Source organism: Staphylococcus condimenti, from assembly GCF_001618885.1.
In the GTDB taxonomy this organism is placed as follows: Bacteria; Bacillota; Bacilli; order Staphylococcales; family Staphylococcaceae; genus Staphylococcus; species Staphylococcus condimenti.
On sequence record NZ_CP015114.1, the window covers coordinates 1674790 to 1694420 of the forward strand.

General features: G+C 34.3%; 18 protein-coding genes. 11 read left to right on the plus strand and 7 right to left on the minus strand.

Going from position 1 to position 19631, the window contains the following annotated elements; genetic code table 11:
• Positions 1 to 24 precede the first annotated feature (24 nt).
• From A4G25_RS08290 to A4G25_RS08315, 6 genes are all read left to right on the plus strand, one after another.
• The gene (locus A4G25_RS08290; RefSeq protein ID WP_047132066.1) at positions 25 to 1560 is read left to right on the plus strand and encodes a sodium:solute symporter family protein; all 1536 of its coding nucleotides are present in this window, start codon (positions 25 to 27) and stop codon (positions 1558 to 1560) included.
• Between the two features lie 143 nt (positions 1561 to 1703).
• Entirely contained in the window at positions 1704 to 3083 is a 1380-nt protein-coding gene (locus A4G25_RS08295) for an APC family permease (RefSeq protein ID WP_047132067.1), read from the plus strand.
• 140 nt (positions 3084 to 3223) lie between these two features.
• Positions 3224 to 4609, plus strand: coding sequence for an APC family permease (locus A4G25_RS08300; protein WP_232011938.1), 1386 nt, complete (start codon positions 3224 to 3226; stop codon positions 4607 to 4609).
• Between the two features lie 55 nt (positions 4610 to 4664).
• On the plus strand, positions 4665 to 5402 hold the full coding sequence (locus A4G25_RS08305; RefSeq protein WP_082107860.1) for a class I SAM-dependent methyltransferase: 738 nt from the start codon (positions 4665 to 4667) through the stop codon (positions 5400 to 5402).
• Between the two features lie 256 nt (positions 5403 to 5658).
• On the plus strand, positions 5659 to 6519 hold the full coding sequence (locus tag A4G25_RS08310; RefSeq protein ID WP_047132069.1) for a WYL domain-containing transcriptional regulator: 861 nt from the start codon (positions 5659 to 5661) through the stop codon (positions 6517 to 6519).
• A gap of 185 nt (positions 6520 to 6704) precedes the next feature.
• Positions 6705 to 7007, plus strand: a complete 303-nt coding sequence (locus A4G25_RS08315) for a TM2 domain-containing protein (RefSeq protein WP_047132070.1) — start codon at positions 6705 to 6707, stop codon at positions 7005 to 7007.
• A gap of 143 nt (positions 7008 to 7150) precedes the next feature.
• Here the strand turns inward: A4G25_RS08315 and A4G25_RS08320 are convergent, their stop codons facing one another.
• Positions 7151 to 7501 (minus strand): MerR family transcriptional regulator, encoded by a 351-nt coding sequence (locus A4G25_RS08320; RefSeq protein ID WP_047132071.1) that lies wholly within the window; start codon positions 7499 to 7501, stop codon positions 7151 to 7153.
• Between the two features lie 71 nt (positions 7502 to 7572).
• On the opposite strand from A4G25_RS08320, the gene A4G25_RS08325 reads away from it, so the two are divergent.
• Positions 7573 to 8193, plus strand: coding sequence for a nitroreductase family protein (locus A4G25_RS08325; RefSeq protein ID WP_047132072.1), 621 nt, complete (start codon positions 7573 to 7575; stop codon positions 8191 to 8193).
• A 126-nt stretch (positions 8194 to 8319) separates the two neighbouring features.
• On the opposite strand, the gene A4G25_RS08330 is transcribed toward A4G25_RS08325, so the two are convergent.
• The gene (locus tag A4G25_RS08330; RefSeq protein WP_047132073.1) at positions 8320 to 8553 is read right to left on the minus strand and encodes a hypothetical protein; all 234 of its coding nucleotides are present in this window, start codon (positions 8551 to 8553) and stop codon (positions 8320 to 8322) included.
• Positions 8554 to 8871: 318 nt separating this feature from the next.
• On the opposite strand from A4G25_RS08330, the gene A4G25_RS08335 reads away from it, so the two are divergent.
• Positions 8872 to 9681: a metallophosphoesterase gene (locus A4G25_RS08335; protein WP_047132074.1), complete on the plus strand. Its 810-nt coding sequence runs from the start codon at positions 8872 to 8874 to the stop codon at positions 9679 to 9681.
• A 283-nt stretch (positions 9682 to 9964) separates the two neighbouring features.
• On the plus strand, positions 9965 to 11101 hold the full coding sequence (locus A4G25_RS08340; protein ID WP_047132075.1) for a M23 family metallopeptidase: 1137 nt from the start codon (positions 9965 to 9967) through the stop codon (positions 11099 to 11101).
• 63 nt (positions 11102 to 11164) lie between these two features.
• Here A4G25_RS08340 and A4G25_RS08345 read toward each other — a convergent pair whose 3' ends face one another.
• The 4 genes from A4G25_RS08345 to gabT form a co-directional block, all read right to left on the minus strand.
• Positions 11165 to 11779: a class I SAM-dependent methyltransferase gene (locus A4G25_RS08345; protein WP_047132076.1), complete on the minus strand. Its 615-nt coding sequence runs from the start codon at positions 11777 to 11779 to the stop codon at positions 11165 to 11167.
• Between the two features lie 148 nt (positions 11780 to 11927).
• A complete protein-coding gene (locus A4G25_RS08350; RefSeq protein ID WP_047132077.1) occupies positions 11928 to 13310 on the minus strand; it encodes an NAD-dependent succinate-semialdehyde dehydrogenase in 1383 nt (460 codons plus the stop codon).
• On the minus strand, positions 13273 to 14670 hold the full coding sequence (locus tag A4G25_RS08355; RefSeq protein ID WP_047132078.1) for an APC family permease: 1398 nt from the start codon (positions 14668 to 14670) through the stop codon (positions 13273 to 13275). The genes A4G25_RS08350 and A4G25_RS08355 overlap by 38 nt, the downstream gene beginning before the upstream one ends.
• 29 nt (positions 14671 to 14699) lie before the next feature.
• The gene (gabT, locus tag A4G25_RS08360) at positions 14700 to 16022 is read right to left on the minus strand and encodes a 4-aminobutyrate--2-oxoglutarate transaminase (protein WP_082107861.1); all 1323 of its coding nucleotides are present in this window, start codon (positions 16020 to 16022) and stop codon (positions 14700 to 14702) included.
• A gap of 101 nt (positions 16023 to 16123) precedes the next feature.
• On the opposite strand from gabT, the gene gabR reads away from it, so the two are divergent.
• Entirely contained in the window at positions 16124 to 17512 is a 1389-nt protein-coding gene (gene gabR, locus A4G25_RS08365) for a MocR-like transcriptional regulator GabR (protein WP_047132079.1), read from the plus strand.
• Positions 17513 to 17600: 88 nt separating this feature from the next.
• On the opposite strand, the gene A4G25_RS08370 is transcribed toward gabR, so the two are convergent.
• Entirely contained in the window at positions 17601 to 18488 is an 888-nt protein-coding gene (locus tag A4G25_RS08370) for a LysR family transcriptional regulator (protein WP_047132080.1), read from the minus strand.
• Positions 18489 to 18587: 99 nt separating this feature from the next.
• Here A4G25_RS08370 and A4G25_RS08375 point away from each other — a divergent pair, with 99 nt between their 5' ends.
• Complete coding sequence (locus A4G25_RS08375; RefSeq protein ID WP_047132081.1) at positions 18588 to 19616, plus strand: ketopantoate reductase family protein; 1029 nt, start codon at positions 18588 to 18590, stop codon at positions 19614 to 19616.
• Positions 19617 to 19631 lie beyond the last annotated feature (15 nt).

The window sequence follows — 19631 nt, forward strand, 5'->3', positions numbered from 1 at the left end:
AATATTGTTTAAGGGGTGTTGTTTATGCAACAGGTTGGTTTTGGCGCATGGAACTGGGTAGCGGTTATTTTGTATCTTGTAGTGATGCTTTTAGTCGGTGCTTATTTTACCAAACGTGCGAGTCAAAGCACAGATAGTTTCTTCACAGCAAGCGGACGCCTTCCTTCATGGGCAATTGGTTTCTCAATTTATGCTACGACATTAAGTGCGATTACGTTTATGTCGACACCAGAGAAAGCATTTTTGACAGATTGGTCTTATATTGCCGGAAACATCGCGATTGTGGCGATTATTCCATTACTTATCGCATTTTACGTGCCATTCTTTAAAAAATTAAAGGTGACATCAGCATATGAATACTTAGAAGCACGTTTTGGGCCAAGTGTACGTGTAATCGGATCATTATTATTTGTTATTTTCCACTTAGGCCGTATTGCCATTGTTATCTATTTACCGACATTAGCGATTACAGCGGTGTCTGATATCAATCCATATTTAGTAGCGAGTTTAGTGGGTATCTTATGTATCCTTTATACTTTCTTAGGCGGATTTGAAGGCGTAGTATGGAGTGACTTTATACAAGGTGTTATTTTATTAGGAGGCGCTTTGATGATTATCATCATCGGAGCTATGGAAATCAAAGGTGGTTTTGGGACAATCACACATGATGCGATTGCGAATAAAAAATTACTGAGTGCAGATAACTGGAAGTTGAATTCTGCAGCTGCAGCACTTCCAATTATTTTCCTGGGAAATATTTTTAATAACTTACATCAATATACAGCCAGTCAAGATGTAGTACAACGTTACCAAGCATCAGACTCTATTGATGAAACTAAGAAATCACTATGGATTAATGGTTTGTTAGCTTTAATCTCAGCACCAATTTTCTACGGTATGGGTACAATGATGTATTCATTCTACAAACATTCAGAATCACTTCCTGAAGGATTTAATACTTCTTCAGTTGTACCTTATTTCATTTTGACAGAAATGCCTCCGTTTGTAGGCGGATTGTTAATCGCAGCAATCTTTGCAGCAGCACAATCTACAATTTCTTCAAGTCTGAACTCGATTTCAGCTTGTATATCTGAAGATATTAAAGATCGTTTCTTCGGAAAAGGAAAAGATGCGAAGAGCGAAGTACGCTTTGCGAGAATTACAATTGTGATTGCAGGATTATTAAGTTATTGTATCGCAATTTACTTAATTGCTGCTGATTCTAACAACTTATGGGATTTATTCTTACTTGTAACTGGATTATTCGGTGTACCTTTAGCGGGTATCTTTGCAGTTGGTATCTTTACGAAACGCGCTAACACATTTGGCGTTATCGTCGGATTACTTACTGGTGTAGTTGTTGCATATCTGATGAAAGGTGTAGGCGGCGCAAACTCACCATTCTATGTATCAATTATTTCATTCTTTATCGCTTTTATCTTCGGGTATGTAGTCAGCTTATTTGTGCCTTCAAAAAATGCCAAAGATATTACAGGTCTTACAATTTATGATAAAGATAAACCATCATCGTATGTTTCTAAAGTAGCAACAAGAAAATAAACAATTTGAAAACCCGCATTTATGTTGAATAGGCATAAATGCGGGTTTTTGTATGTGAGTGAGCCTTATATTTACAATTTAAGGGTAATTAATACACAATGGTATATCTTTTTTGTTAAATTGGCGGAAAAGGTGGTGATAAGGTGAATAAACTTGGATTTTGGTCAATTGTATTATTGACGATTAACTTAATAGTGGGGTCAGGTATTTTCTTATCGCCTGGTACGGTAGTAGGCATGGCAGGTAAATATACACCGCTTGTCTATTTGATTGCTGCATCATTTGCAGGCGTACTTGCACTCTCTTTTGCAGCTTCTGCGAAATATGTAAATAAGGGTGGCGCAGCATATGCCTATTCTACTGCTGCTTTTGGAGAAAACATAGGTTTTTATGTAGGTATTGCACAATTCATCGCAGGCAGTATTGCTTGGGGCGTTATGGCAACTGCTGTTGTGAAAACAATTTTAGTGATTTCAGGTGGACCTAGTAATGACCCTGTGTGGGTTACTGTCGGCATTTTGATTTTAATGATAATTGTATTTTGCATTAATATCTTTGGCACAAAATTATTTGAAATCGTGAATAACCTTTCAACAGCAGGTAAGTTAATTTCATTGGGAACAGTGATTATAGCTGGTTTGATTATAATTATCTCAACAGGTAAATCACATTATTATGAAATTGATCACCTTGTTAATACATCTCATTTAGATTCTTCAGGTTTTGTGATGGCCATTATTGCAGCGTTTTATGCTTTCACTGGTTTTGAGAATGTGGCGAATGGTTCACAAGATATGCAATCGCCTGAAAAGAATCTGCCTAAAGCAATTCCGTTAGCAATCTTGATTATCGGTACTACTTTTATAGGTTTGATTACGATTATTATGATGATTAACCCTGAAGCATTGTTGAGAACAAAACAAGTTGTATCGCTTGTTGCGATATTTAAATCACCGATTCTCTATAACATTATTTTATATGGAGCATTAATTTCAATGTTCGGTATCAATATTGCGACATCATTCTCTATTCCGCGTATGTTGGAATCTGTGGCTGAAAAAGGACAACTGCCGACATGGTTTAAATATCGTAATAAGTATGGTTTTCCACTGAATGCATTTTTAGCTACTGCAGTAGTTGCTGTGCTATTACCGATGTCATTTCGTTTCGATATGGATAGCATCATTGTACTCAGTGCGATTTCTAGATTTGTTCAGTTTCTTATTGTTCCTGCAGCATTAATTACGTTTTACATGGGAAGAGCGCATGATGATGTATTGGATTCAGCGAAAAAGAATATTTTTACAGACATGTTTATGCCAAGCTTTGCATTATTCTTAACAGTCTTTATGCTTTTTAGATTTGATTGGAAAAGCGAGTTTTCCGTGAAACATCATGGAGAACTAGTTTTGAATTATTCAGCAATCATTGCGATGGTGATTGGTTATATCGTATTACCTGCGGTATTGTTCTGGATTAATCATCGTAGAGATGCAAAGAAAAAAGTAGCAAAAGAGCACTGATTATTTGAGTGCTGTATTGCTACTGAAATATTTTCACCTTTAAAATTTTGAATATTCTAAAATTTATCGCAATACTTTTAATAAATATAACCGAATGTAAGTTTTAGTACCAATTTACTTTGAAATAAGCAGTGACAAACTTGGAGAAAGTATGTGATGTTATGAAAAAGTTAGGGTTTTGGTCCATAGTTTTATTTGCGATTAATTCAATCATTGGTTCTGGGATATTTTTATCTCCTGCTGCAGTAATTAAAATAGCAGGGAAGTATACACCGATTGTCTATGTAGCAGCAGCATTATTAGCAGCTGTTTTAGCGATAACTTTTGCTGCGGCTGCTAAATATGTAACTAAAAGTGGTGCTGCTTATGCATACGCTACAGCGGCATTTGGAAAAAATATCGGTTTCTATATCGGTATTACGAGGTTTGTAGCGGCGAGCATTGCTTGGGGTGTTATGGCTACTGCAGTAGTTAAAACGGTGATTACTATTTTTGGCGGAGATAACACTGAATTTTGGATGATTACATTAGGATTATTGTTATTAATGCTTATATTGCTCATCATTAATATGTCCGGCAACAAAATTTTTACAATTATCAATAACCTTTCTACAATTGGGAAATTGTTGGCGTTAGTGACAACGATTGTAGCTGGAGCTATTGTGGTTATTATGACAGGTGAAAATCGCTTTAATGAGATTAATAGTATTGTAGATACTTCAAATATTAATGGTTCTACTTTGGTTATGGCTGTCATCGCTGCTTTCTATGCTTTTACTGGCTTTGAAAGTGTTGCGAATGCCTCAGAAGACATGAAAAAACCTGAAAGGAATTTACCAAGAGCGATTCCGTTAGCTATCTTAGTCATTGGGGTTGTGTATATAGGGATTATAGTAGTAACGATGATGGTAAATCCGGGAGCACTTATTAAAACAAAAGAAGTTGTATCATTAGTAGCAGTGTTTGATTCACCAATTATTTATAACATTATTTTGTATGGTGCTTTAGTTTCAATGTTCGGTATTAATGTGGCGGCTTCATTTGGGACGCCAAGGATTTTAGAGGCGATCGCGAATGAAAATCAGGTGCCGCATTGGTTTAAACAGCGTACGAAACAAGGTTTTCCATTCATTGCATTTCTTACTACTTTTATCGTAGCTGCAGTTTTACCGATGGCGTTCCAATATGATATGACAAGTATCATCATTTTAAGTTCTATTTCTAGGTTTATTCAGTTTTTAGTTGTACCGATAGGCGTATTGATGTTTTATTTTGGAAAAGAAAGAGGTCATGTATTAGAAAATGTGCATAAAAATGTTGTGACAGATGTTATTTTACCAGCGATTTCATTGCTTTTAACAGTATTGTTATTAGTCATGTTTGATTGGAAAGGTCAGTTCTCTATTAAAACGGATCATGGTACTATGTTGAATTATTATGCTATTACAGCTATGGTAATTGGGTACGCTATATTACCAGCGGTGTTATTCTGGGTAAATAAGAAAAGAGAGACAGAAATAAATTAAATACTGAGCTTTGATATACTAGGATATGAAAGTCACAATGCAAAGGGAGTTTATGATGACGAATAACCGTAATGATTTCACACTAAGACTATTAGAAGATGCGAATATTCATCCAGGCATGCACGTATTAGATGTAGGCTGCGGACCGGGTGAGGTTACTGGATTAATAGCAGCGCTCGTCGGTGATTCTGGAAAAGTTACTGGTATCGATACAAATACACAACTGTTGAATCTTGCAAAACAAAATCATAATGGAGAGAATATTGAATACAGAGAAGCGGATATTTATGACTTGCCTGAAGATTTAGGAACGTTCGATGCTATAGTAGGGCGCCGTGTACTTATGTATTTGCCAGAACCAATGCAGGCTTTGGAAAATCTGAAACCATTTCTTAAGACGGACGGGATGCTTATTTTTCAAGAAAGCGATGCAATTAATGGTGGTACAGGCGGAGATAGTTTGCCTAGGCATCAACAAGCAATCCAGTGGATTTGGCAGACAGTTGGGTTAGAAGGCGGAGACATTCATATCGGGGAAAAACTCTACGATATGTATATCCAACTTGGTAATGAAAACCCGCATGTGATGGCAGAAGTAGTGATGCAGACGTCTAAAGATAACGATCTTGCATGGCTTGTAGAAGTGATGTTGCCGAGAATGCAATCACATCAAGTGTTAAGCAACGATTTTTCACTAGATGCATTTAAAAAAGAGTTGCAAGTAGAAGCAGATACAACTAACACAGCATTTATTCGTGATACAGCCTTTGGTATCTGGGGACAGTTTAATTAATAAGAAACGCTATGAGAGTTGTAATGCTTTCATAGCGTTTTTTGAGGTTGAATGTCTTATTAATCATTTTCCAATCTTTTAATTATATTTTGAGATAAATATAAACAGTTTTGCTCATTTTTGTTTATCTATAGGGTAAGATAGGTAATTATTTATAATAATAAACCTATTTATTTGATAGATTTAATAGAATATTGCGTAATGGACATTAATTGTCCACTCTTAACTGTATATTGAACTGTAGGAGATGGTAAACATGGATAAATCAACAAGAGTTTTGAATATCTTCACACGTTTGCTAAATGGAGAAACTGTTAGAAAATCAGATCTTTCTGATTTTGGAAATGTGAGTACGAAGTCTATTCAAAGAGATGTTAGAACAATTAATGATTTTTTCTATGAAAGTGAACATTGGAATAATAGAAATACTGAAATCGTATATAAAAAGAATGGTTATGAATTAATCACAAGTTTTAACAGTTTAAGTGGGCTAGCTTTGCTAGGGCTTATGGTTAAAATTAAAAGTTTAACACCTATTTTGCATGTAGATGTATATAACTTATTCAGAAGAGAAATACAGAATTTGCGCATCGAAGATAGAAAAGTTTTAAGTGAAATGTTAAACCACTTTAAAAAGCGTGATGAATCATTTCCAGGTGAAATATTAATGCTGATTGAAAAAGCAATTAGTCAAAAAAGTTTGGTCTGGATGAAAATCAAAGGACGTAATATTGAAGTAAAACCATTATCAACGATGTATATGCATTATGATTATTGGTTTACATATGAATATGAAAAAACAGTTTATACAGAACGTGTAAGACATATTGAAAATTTTAAAGTTTCAAATCATACCTTTGATGAAGTAAAAAGTAAAGAACTTGTTACAGTTGAAATTGATAAGTCTAAATGGGAGTTATTCCGTCAACAATATACAATAGTGGAAATATTAGAAAATACAAATGACGGAAAAATTATAGTAAAAGTTGCTTGTACAGAATTAGATGCTTACTACATCGCATATCAAATGGCACCATTAGCTCGTATTTTAGGACCTCAAAAGTATATAGATAGTTTTATTGAACGTATTAATCAAATTAAAAGTTGCTATGAGTAAATTAAAAAATAGATAAGTAAACTGTAAACAAGAATAACCATTAAATAAAAGAATTTAAAAATGATAATTTTGAAAAGTTAAAAAGTTTTCGTTTGTGGACAATAGTTGACCACTTATATATGTATAATAAGATATGTTAATTTTTTATTAGAATTGATTGAAATATACAGAAAGGTGGAAAATTGATGGATATTCAAGCGAAGAGCTTTATTGAATCACAAGTGGCAAACAAAGCGAAGCAACCTACAATCGCTTATGTATTATGGTTCTTCTTAGGAGGATTAGGAGGACACCGTTTTTATTTCGGTAAAACAGGGTCAGCCTTTGGGTTGATGGCTTTAACATTGTTAACTGCTTGGTTCACATTTGGCATCCCAACAATTATTTGGGTGATTGTTGATGCATTTTTAATTCCAGGTTGGGTTGAACAAGATAGAACAAGAGTAAGAAGAGAAGCAGAGACTGAAGTACAATTGATGCAGGGGTAATGTTTCAATACCTATGTACAATTTGGCTACATAAATGCAATGGAAAATATGAATTGTAAACCAAATCCCCTTACTAATAATATAGTGAGGGGATTTTTAATTTTAGATAGACTATTTTGAAGAATGCTTTCGAACATAAAAAATTAAGTTGTTTTTTTAGTGTGAGATAATTTTTCTTCAATCGCAGATATACGTAAATCAACGATCTCTCTTTCAGCTTTCAGCACTGTAAGATGTGCTTCTAGAATATCTGAAATCTGAGTTTCGTCTTCAGAGAGCTTATCAACATTTTGTTTGATTTGTTTCAAAGACATATTTAATAAACTAAAACATTGTATTAAACCGATCATCTCTATATCTTTATGGGAATAGACACGTTGATTATGTACATTTCTCTCTATATTCATTAATAAACCGTGTTTTTCATAATAGCGCAATTTACTTTTTGAGATGTCTTTCATATCAGATACTTCTTGAATTGTATATTTTTCCAAACATATCACTTCCCTTAAACTTTGGTTTAACCTATATTCTATTATATAGAAAATGCTTATGAGGTGAAAGAATGGAAAACTTTACTGATATTTTGAACAGTAGAAAATCTGTAAAAGGGTTTGACCCTGATTACAAAATTCCAAAAGAAGAAATGGATGAAATCTTAGCGAAAGCAGCTCAAGCGCCTTCTTCCGTGAACATGCAGCCATGGAGAATTGCGGTAGTTGAAAGTGATGAAGCAAAAGATACGTTAAGACCACTTATCCAATTTAATACAAATCAAAATGATACATCTTCGGCGATGCTTGTTATTTTCGGTGATTTGCAATGTTATGAAAATGCAGACTTCATTTATGAAAGTGTTGTTGAACAAGGCATGATGCCTGAAGAAGTTAAAAATCAAATTTTACCTTTGGCAAAAGATGGATATAAAAGTCTGTCACGTGAACAAATGAGCGATATTGTAAAAATCGACAGCAGTTTAATGGCAATGCAGTTGATGTTGGTAGCGAAACAATATGGTTATGATACGAATCCGATTGGCGGATTTGAAGCGGATAAAATTGGTGATGCTTTAGGCTATCCATTAGACCGTTATGTTCCTGTAATGATTGTGGCTATCGGTAAAAAAGCGAAAGAACCGCGCGATTCATTTAGAATGCCTACTGAAAAATTTGTAGAGTATCAATAAAATATAATAATAATTGGAATAGAAATGAAGTTGTCAGTAGATACACTGGCAGCTTTTTTGTTATATTTTTTCTTCTATAAAAAAGAAGCGGATCAACCTCTGGTCGATCCTGTGCTTCTTATCATGCTATGTTCGTAAGACATGATGAACAGTTGCAATGAAAACATCTTTTGAATAAAAATGACGTTTATTGCCTCTGGGAGAGAAGGGTTGGATAATACCATCCTTTATCCACTCTTCAAGTAGATCTTTAGGATAGCCAGCCTCCACCAATTCGTCTTCGTCAGTAATAAGTTGATCCCAAGCGAATTTAATATTCTTAAGATCTACTGTACTATCAGAAGTTTCAAACTGTTCCACTGTATCACCCTTTCTTTATAGTTGTAAGTATGTTTGATAGGGCTTAGTGGAAGAGGCCTGCTTGCACAATCTCTCCAATTTACCGATACCCGATTTTATTATATTTAATTTAGGAATGACTTTTTATTTAAAATTTATTAAAAGATTTAAGTTGTGGCAGTGGATAGTTATTGTATTATAAGTCGCAAAGCTACTATGTTTATAAAATGATTTTGAAAGATAATATTAATTCATATCAATGAGCAGTTTATGCTTGTTCTCTTTTTGCATTAAGCTAAAATATGACTTAAAGAAGAAATAACTAAGGAGGTGCAAGATGTGAAAATCGGAACAATTTCAGATTTACATATTGATCGTCCATCTAATTATACTGAAACTGAATATGCTGAAACGTTAGCGTCATTAGCTGAAGACCAACATCTGGATATTCTTATCGTTGCTGGAGATATCTCAAACGATTATCGTAAATCTTATCAGTTCGTACAAGAAATGAAGAGACGTACCAATAAAGAAGTGTTTTTTATTCCAGGTAATCATGACTATTGGAATGTAGATGAAAAGTCGACGCATGAAATTCATGAATTTTTCATGAAACAACCAGAGTGCTTGATGGGACACCCTTATGTTATTAATGAGGAATGGGCAATTGTTGGAAATAGCGGCTGGTATGATTATACATTTGCAAGTTCAGAGTATACGACTGAACGTTTGGAACGACGACGTTTCAAAGGTGCAACTTGGCAAGATAAAGTCCATGTTGATTGGGGAATGAGTGATATCGAAGTGTCACGTGAAGCGGCTGTAATGTCAGAAAAAGATCTTCAAAAAGTAGAAGATAAAAAGATTATTCTCGTCACTCATGTTGTGACAGACTCTAGTTTTAGCGTACCGATGCCACATCGTATCTTCAATTATTTCAATGCCTTTATAGGCACTTCAGATTTCCAACCGCTATATCAAAAATATAATATTAAATATAGTTTAATGGGACATGTACATTTCAGAGGGGAGATTGAAAAGAACGGTATAGAATTTGCTTGTGTATCTTTAGGGTACTTTAGAGAATGGCGTACAAAAAACATCTACCATGAAATGTCACATGCATTAAATATCATTGAAATCGATTGAAACTAAAACCGCTTTTGATTCAATTTGGAGCTATAATCTTTTTTGCTAAACTGAATTGTTTGTAATATAACTTGAAATAATCCATCTTTTGTTTACACGTATTTTATATTCTACACGCTGTGTACACAGGCTTTTAGCTATTTTAAAAGGCGCGTAATTATATTACATGCAAAATACATTTTCTTACAAAACGATTGTGCATCTTTCTTTTGCTATCAGTCCGTGATAATTTGTAACTTGTAAACAAAATTCGATTTTACAAAAAGGATGGTAGCTAATTAATATGAATAAGTTATTGACGGCGACAATCGTAGGTTTGGGAGTATCATCAGTAGGATTTATTAGTCACAGTGCTGATGCAGCGGAGAATACACAAAACACACCACAAGTTGAACAACAGCAACAACAGACACAAGAAGCTAAAGGTTATTCTTACGGTTCATATTTTACTAAGGACGCACAAGGTAATTACCATCACACATTAGATGGTAATTGGAATCAATCGATGTTTGATAATCATGAATATCAATTCACTTTAACAGACTCAGAAGGTGCAACACACTATTTCTACTTCCCACAAAGTGCATTAAGCCAAAACTATCAGCAAGATGACAATAACTATTCTCCAAGTGCTTCTAGTGAAGAAGTACAAAGAGAAGGTTATGACGTAAATGCAACGCCTTCAGCAGAAGATAAAGCAAAAAATCCTAACGCTGCTCAAGCAGCAGATAATTACACTGCTCAAAATGTTCAAAATAACAATCAAAATACACAAGCACAAGACAGTGCTTCAGTAGGTACACAAAATAATCAAAGTACACAAGCACAAAATGCTTCAACATATAATCAATCAAGTGGCCAAGAATCAAATATGCAATCACAAAGTGCTACTTCAAATACACAACAACCACAAACTGCACAAGCTCCAGAGGTAAACAACACACAAGATAATGCAGGAGGTTCAAGTGAAGGTAATACAACAGAAGCGCCTGATACAAATGACAATGGTGACGGTGCTCATGCACAAGATGCAAGCTGGTTAACTAAGCATCCTAAATTACAAGAGTATGGACAATATCATGGCGGTGGTGCTCATTATGGTGTTGACTATGGTATGCCAGAAAACACACCAGTTTATTCATTAACAGATGGTAAAGTGACACAAGCAGGTTGGAGTAACTACGGTGGCGGTAACCAAGTTACAATCCAAGAAGAAAACAGCGATAACTATCAATGGTATATGCATATGAATAAATTGAATGTTCAACAAGGACAAAACGTTAATGCAGGTGACCAAATCGGTCAATCAGGCAGTACTGGTAATTCAACTGCACCACACTTGCACTTCCAACGTATGCAAGGTGGCGTAGGTAATGAATATAGTGTAAATCCAGATAGCTACATTAACAGTAAGCAGTAATTAATATAGAGAATAATAAAAAGACATTGTTCAACACACTGTAATGTTGAAACAATGTCTTTTTTAATTTTCTATTTTTTCTATATGACCTTGAATAACGCTACCTAATCCATTATGTTTATTACCTTCATGCCGTTCGATTTCAATTTTTTCTAAACGATGAATTTTTACTGGCAAATGAGATAAGATTGTTTTAATTTCATCAGTATCATATAACATATTTACGTCTTTAGGGCCACCTGTACCAAAATCGACTTGATCTTTAGAGTAGAATTCAAAATAACTATGTCCGTGATTAACTAAAGGATGAATCAGATTATTAAACATGCCTGGTTTATCTTCAGTGAGAACATGGCCGAATACATTTACAGTGTAATCAAACTGATCAGCAGGTATTAAATCTTGCTTTGTTACATCACCATAGCGAGCATCAATTTTTACATCCATTTCGTTTGCGAGTTTTAATTGTTTTTCGATACCCACTTTTGATAAATCATAGGTAGTTACATCATAACCAAGTTTTGCTAGATAAACTGCATTACGACCTTCACCTTCCGCTAAAATCAGAACTTTTTCGTTGTCGTTTGCCTCTTGATCAAATACTTCTTTTATATAGGCATTTGGCGTTTTGCCATAAAGGTAATCGGTTGAATCAAATTTTTTATCCCAGATATACATATCATTCACTCCTTGAAAAAACACTGAAGCAAGGCATATCAGTGTTACTACTACGCTTAATAATATATTAAGCATAGCAATCCTAAGCTGTAAAACAAATCAAAAAAGCACAAAACCTGAGTAATAGATTTTGTGCTTAATGTATGAACTACATATTGCCGATTGATAAATATTTTGTTTCTAAATAAGGCTGAATACCTTCAATACCACCTTCTCGACCATAACCGCTTTCTTTCATACCGCCGAAAGGTGCATGTGCAGCTGAAGGACCGCCATCATTCCAACCAATAACACCATAGTCTAAGTTATCATATAGGTAGAATCCAGTTGTATAATCTTTAGTAAAGAAGTAAGCAGCTAATCCGAATTCTGTATCATTAGCATATTTAATCGCATCATCTAATTTTGAATAACTCATGACTGGTGCTACAGGACCGAATGTTTCTTCATGCATGATAATCATATCTTGGTTGACGTTTGAAATTACCACAGGTTTTAAGAAGTTTCCGCCTAGTGATTCAATGTCTTCGAGTGAACGAGAAAGTTTACCACCTTTAGAAACAGCATCTTTAATTTGATTAACGACTTTCTCTACACCTTGTTGGTTGATTAAAGGTCCTATATCAACATCTTTATCTAAACCGTTGCCGACTTTCAGTTCATTTACTTTTTGAGTTAACTTTTCAACGTAAGTCGAAACGATGTCTTCATGTACATAAATACGGTTAGCGCAAATACAAGTTTGACCTGCATTTCTGAATTTTGTAGCGATAGTTTGATCCACAGCAAAATCAATATCTGCATCTTTGTGTACAATTAATGGTGCAAGGCCACCAAGTTCCATTGTGACATTTTTAACGGAATCTGAAGCGCCTTCGATTAGTTTCTTACCAACAGGTGTAGACCCAGTAAATGTGATTTTTTGTATAATTGGACTCTCTGTAAAAATACGACCTGCATCTTTACCAGAAGCAATCACATATTGAATTGCATCTTCAGGAATACCTGCTTCGTGTGCTAATTCTACTAAACGTATCGTTGTTAAAGGTGTTTGTACTGCTGGTTTGCAAACGATTGTACAACCTGCAGCTAAAGCAGGAGCCATTTTACGTGTAATCATTGCAGCAGGGAAGTTCCAAGGTGTAATTGCGCCTACAACACCTACTGGAAAAGATTGAACGATAATTTTCTTAGAAGTTGTATTGGCTGGAATCGTACGTCCATAAAGACGCTTTGCTTCTTCTGCATACCAATCAACATAAGAACGTGCATAATCTACTTCGCCTAAAGCTTCTTTTAACGGTTTGCCCCCTTCTTTTGTAATCAATTCTGCTAATTCTTCTTTATGTTCATCAATTAACTTAGACCAAGCCCATAATTTTTGTGAACGCGTGTGTGCATCTACCTCTTTCCAAGATTCAAATGCATTTTGTGCGTTTTCGATTTGCTTATTAATTGCTGCTTCATCTGTGTACTCTAAAGTTTCAATGACATCATTCGTTGCCGGGTTCAAAACTTCTAATTTTGCCATTCTTTACCACCTCGTTTTTCCTTTTTTGAACATAGTATAATACTGCTGCAATGCCATACCATACAAATACAATCAGCCATTCAGATGGCCATAACAATGATGAAGGCATGCCAGGCAAGTAAATTGCTATGAATGATAAACTTAAAATAATTGCGATAATTCCTACAATTTTTCCGTTTTTAATTTTATACGGACGTTCTAAATCTGGTGCGGTTTTTCTTAATTTTAAGAATGATAAAGCAACTAGGAAATATCCAATTACTACACCTATACCCCCTGCGTCTACAATCCATACTAAAGCAGGGCGCCCTAATAATGGTGCTACAAAAGCAAGAACGCCTAAGAAAATAATACCATGAGTAGGTGTTTTATATTTTGGATGAATATAAGCGAACCATTTAGGAATCATGCCATTCTTTGCCATAGCATATAAAATTCTGCTTCCACCTATAATAAAAGCGTTCCAGCTTGTGATAATACCAGCTACTCCTCCAAGAACAAGCAATACACCAAAACCGCCACTTCCAAATAGGTTAACCATTGCATCTGCAGTCGCTAAGTTGCTTGTTTTTAATTCTTTAGGTGTTAGCCCTGTAGCCACACCGAAGACGATTAATAAGTAGAAAAAGACAGAGGCAATGATAGAAATAATTAATATTTTCCCAATTTTCTTAGAAGGTGCTTTTACCTCTTCGGCAATTTGTGGAATAACATCGAAACCGACGAACAGGAACGGAATCATAATAAGAATGGACATTGTACCACCGAAACCATCAACAAATAGTGGTTTTAAATTATGAAAGTTTCCATTCACACCAGCGCCTCCAACCAGTAGAAGTCCGACTGCGACAATAAAAACTGTAAAGATTGTCTGCATAATAGCTGCAGGTTTAATACCAAAATAGTTAAGTGATGTTAAAATGACACTGCCGATTGATCCGATCAGCACCCAAGTTAAATAAACATCCCATCCCTGGATATTCCATAGAAATCCTGAGTGTTTGAAAGGAAGTACGTAATCAATTACTGTAGGGAGAGCCACAGCTTCAAAAGTAATTACTGAGACATAACCGAATAAAACAGACCATCCAGAAATAAAAGCAAGGCCGGGTTTAAAAGCTTTTTTAACAAAGACAAAGCCACCGCCAGTTTCTGGAAATGCTGAAGCTAATTCAGCGTATGTTAAACCAATAAAGATAACGAATAATCCACCAATTAAAAATGCAATGATACTCCCTAAAAATCCTGCTGTTGAAACCCATTCTCCTGATAATACAACCCATCCCCAACCGAGCATGGCTCCGATAGCAAGAAACAAAACATCCATAATGCTCATGGATTTATTGAAATGTGATTTCATAACACATACCCCATTTGTTTATCTATTTTTTAAACGTTTGTGCTTACATTTTCTAAAATATCCAATCCTTTATTCAGTTCCTCATCTGTAATAACAAGTGGCGTTAAGAAACGTATAACATTTCCTTTGAGACCGGCTGAGAGCAGCAAAAGTCCATTATCGTTTGCTTGTTTTACAATTTCTGTAGTTTTTGCTTTATCAGGTTTTCCAGTTTTAGGATCAACTATTTCCATAGCAGCCATTGCACCAAGACGTCTAATATCTCCTATAAAGTCGACTTTTTGTGATAACGCTTCTAATCTATCTTGAATAGCTGCACCAATATGCTCTGCTTTTTCATTAAGGTTTTCTTCTTCAATAATTTCAATGACTTTTAAGGCTGCTTCACAAGCAATAGGATTACCACAATAAGTGCCGCCTAATTCCCCAGAGTTCGCACTATCCATAATTTCAGCACGTCCGACCACACCACTGAGTGGGAAACCGGCTGCAAGTGATTTAGAAACAGTAACTAAATCTGGTACGACACCAAAGTGTTCCATTGCAAATGTTTTACCAGTACGTGCGAAACCTGACTGAATTTCATCAGCAACAAATACAATTCCGTATTCATTACAAATTTCTTTGATAGCTTCTACAAATTTTTGGTCAGGAATAATAAATCCACCTTCACCTTGAACAGGTTCCATTACAATACATGCAACTGTTTCAGGATCTACAGTCGAAATGAAGAAATCACGCAGTTGTTGAATAGTGTAGTCTACATATTCTTCATCACTTAATTTTTCGGGCTTTTCTGAAAAATTAGGATAAGGTGCTTGGTATACATCTGATGCAAAAGGTCCAAAGCCTAATTTGTAAGGGCGGACTTTACTTGTCATAGACATTGTTAAGTTAGTACGGCCATGGAACCCGCGGACAAAAGATACAACTCCTGTTCTCCCTGTATACTTTCTGGCAATTTTGACCGCATTCTCCACAGCTTCAGCACCAGAGTTAAGTAAAATTACTTTCTTATCAAAATCACCCGGTGTCAAATGTGCCAGTTTTTCAGCTAGCTTCAAGTAACTTTCATACATAATGACATTAAATCCTGGGTGAATAAAATCTTCAACCTTTTCTTTAATGTGCTTTACAATTTTAGGATGACTGTGACCTACATTCAAAGTACCGATTGCTGCAGCAAAATCAATATATTCATTGCCTTCAATATCAGTAACTGTAGCACCTTCAGCATGTTTAGCTACATTTAAATTCCCATTTCCGACCCCTCGTGCTACATATCGATTTCTTAAATCACCATAAGCTTGGTTATTCATTTCTTCACTTGTTTGATTACCTTGCATAGTCATAGAATCCCCTCCATTTGTTTATTAGGAGTATCATACGTTATAAATTGGTACAATGAAAAGAACCAGAACTGGAAAAATAATGGTACCAGAGGAGGTAAAAGATGACAGATGAGCAAAATTATATATACAGAAAAATTTACAATCAATTGAAAAGAGATATTTTAGATCATAAATATAAAAGTCATGAAAAACTATTGTCTAAAAGAGCGTTAGCAAAAGAATTGAATGTCAGTATTAATAGCGTAAAAACAGCTTATGAACAGTTAATCGCGGAAGGTTATATTTATACAAAAGAAAGACAAGGTTATTACATTGAATCATTAAATGAATTGATTGTAGAACCTCATCATCAATCTGATGGAAACAGATTTAAAGAAAAAGTAGAAGATAAGCCTTATTTAAAATATACTTTGTCACATATGTCCACAAATTTATCAGAGTTTCCCATTGAGACATGGACAAAATTACAAAAGCAAGTATTCAAAGAATCCCAAGCGCTTTTATCAGAAGTGCCTTATATTAAAGGACCTCTGCAACTCAGACAGTCTATTGCTAAATTGGTTTCATTCAAACGCGGCATAACTTGTGATACAGAACAAATCATTGTAGGATCAGGAACTAATGCATTAGTTTTGTATTTATTGAAGTTATTCGATCAATCCTCGGTAATCGGTATTGAAAATCCTGGTTACACTCGTATGCGATACCTTATTCAGCAGCAGAACTTTGAAATATCTCATATTCCTTTGGACAATAAAGGAGCTTCAATACAAGCGATTAAAAAGAATAATCCTCATCTCATGTTAACAACACCTTCTCATCAGTTTCCTATAGGAACTATCATGCCTATTTCTAGAAGAATTGAATTACTTAACTGGGCAACCAGTTTAGAGCATTTTATCATTGAAGATGACTATGATAGTGAATATAAATATGGAACAGATAATATACCTTCTTTATTTAGTTTAGATAAGAATAATAGAGTCATTTATTTAGGCACCTTTTCAAAAACACTTTTACCAGGACTCAGAATTAGTTATATGATTTTACCAGAGGAATTAGTAACAGATTTTGAGGCGGCATTTAAAGATTCAGTATCAGAAATTAGTACGTTAAATGCTTTAACATTATCCAAGTTTATTGATAATGGTTACTATGAAAGATATATACGGAAAATGAGTCATTTATATGAGTATAAAAGGAAAAAACTTGTACACATACTGAAAACTAGGTTAAGTAAGAATGTCACTATTAAAAACGTAAAAGCAGGCTTACATTTTGTGATATACGTAGATTCACCTTACACATATGAACAAATAGAGACAAGAGCCAACAATTATGAATTAGAATTATACACTCTCGACCGATTTATGCAAGAAGATATCTCTCAACAATTCGCTCAGACTATAATTATAGGTTTTGCAAATGTAGAAGGAGAAAAAATGAATGAAACGGTGGAGGTGTTAGATAAAGTATTGTTTGGAAGTTGAAATGGAAACACCTAAAATTATGAATTTTTATCATAATTTATTGAAATAAAACAGACTGCAAATGATTTGAAAAGCAGTCTGTTTTTGATTATTTAACAATATAATGTGCTTGATGTTTTTTATAGTAATCTTTTATAAATTGATAAAGGTTTAAGTCAGCTTCATTTAGCGGTGTATCTTTCAATGTAGAAAGATAGATATTGCTTGAAATGATTAAATTTTTATCCTGCATATAGGGTAATTCTAATTCTTTACACATAGAAGCTGGCAAGAAACAGAAGTTTGTACGTTCTCTTAATAAAGTACGTAGAAAATAATCATCTACATAGTTGGAATTATTTATTTTGATATTTTTAGTTTCTAAGAAAGCTTTTAACATTTCGTTATATTCTTTATTATGTGATGAAAATAAGAATGATTTATAAATGGAATTGTTATATAGATCATCAGATGTCAACAATCCATCGAATTTATGAGGATAAGTTAATACAATATCTTCATCAATTATTTTTTTACATTCGATTTTAGGATGTGTTAATTCTATTGAATTCAAAGCAAAGCTTATATGGTGAGAGAGTAATTTTTGTATAATCTCTCTATTTACAGTGATTTCCATATTATATTTGTTTTCAGGATAATTTTTCACGTATTCAGGGAAGATACCTGACATTAAACGTGTGTGTGAAGAAGCAAAATGAACAGTTTTTTCTCTGATTGCTGTATTGTTTTGTATTATTTCACTTACACGATCTATTTCATTAAATATTCGATTAACTGACTTAAGCAGTAATTTTCCATTTTCAGTAAGTACTATATTTCTGCCTTTTTTAATAAACAATTCCGTGTTAAGTTCTTTTTCTAATTTCTTAATCGTCATACTAAGTGCTGGTTGGCTGATATATAAATCCTCTGCAGCTTGCGTGTAGTTTAAGGTTTCTGCGACACTTTTAAAATACTTTAAATATAATAGTTCCATATCAATTCTCCTATAAGCTGTGGGTTATAGTTCTATCAATTTTATATATTATTATATATAAGTTAGGGGCGTTATAATAGCATTAAGAGGTGAAGGAAAATGAATATAGCAATTTATGGGGCAGGTTCATTAGGAACAATTATGGGAGCATTCCTTTCTGAATCTGATGCTGATGTAGATTTAATAGATGTAAACCAAGCACATGTGGATAAACTAAATGAAGAAGGCGCTCATGTTGTGGGGGCAACAGATTATCGTCATGCGGTACATGCTATTACACCTGATGAAGTCAATAAACGATACGATATAATCTTGCTTTTAACAAAACAAGTGTTTAATCAACAAGTCATTCCGAAAGTCAGAGATATTTTGAAATTTAATGGTACAGTTGTATCATTACAAAATGGTATTCCTGAAGAGTTGATTCAAGAAGTATTGCCACCAGCTAATATTGTAGCGGGATCTGTAGAGTTCGGAGCAACTTTCGAAGGTCCTGGTGTTTCACGTTTAACAACTGAATTCGATACATTTAAAAACAACGCAATTCAAATCGGGGAATTAGATGGAGCAGTTACAGAAAGAACTAGAGCAATTCAAAAAGCATTAGAACCTATCGGCGGTATTTCAGTGTCAGATAATTTGCCAGGTACAAAATGGGCTAAATTAATTATTAATAGTGCATTAAGCGGTATGTCTGCTGCAACAAACAGCACATATGGAGACGTTATGGATGATCCAATTGGTGCTAAAGCTGCACTATATGCAATGAATGAAGTAGTAAAAGTCGGTAAAAGTAATGGTATAGAGTTTGAAAAACTAAGTATATTAGACCCAGAAGCATTTGCGGAAATTACTGATGAAAAAGCACAAATTGAAATAATGAAAGAAACATTGAAAGCTTCAAGATTAATCGAAGCAAGTATGCTGCAAGATTTAAGAAAAGGCAGAGCTACTGAAATTAATTATATTAATGGTGCTGTAACTAAAATAGGTAAATTAAACGATGTATCAACTCCAGTAAATGATTTAATCGTAGAGATTGTATCTAATGCTCAAAATAACAAAACAGTACCTGACTTTAATGAAAGCATGAATCAATTCAAAACATTATTTGATGAAAACAAATAATTAAGGAGTGAAGCA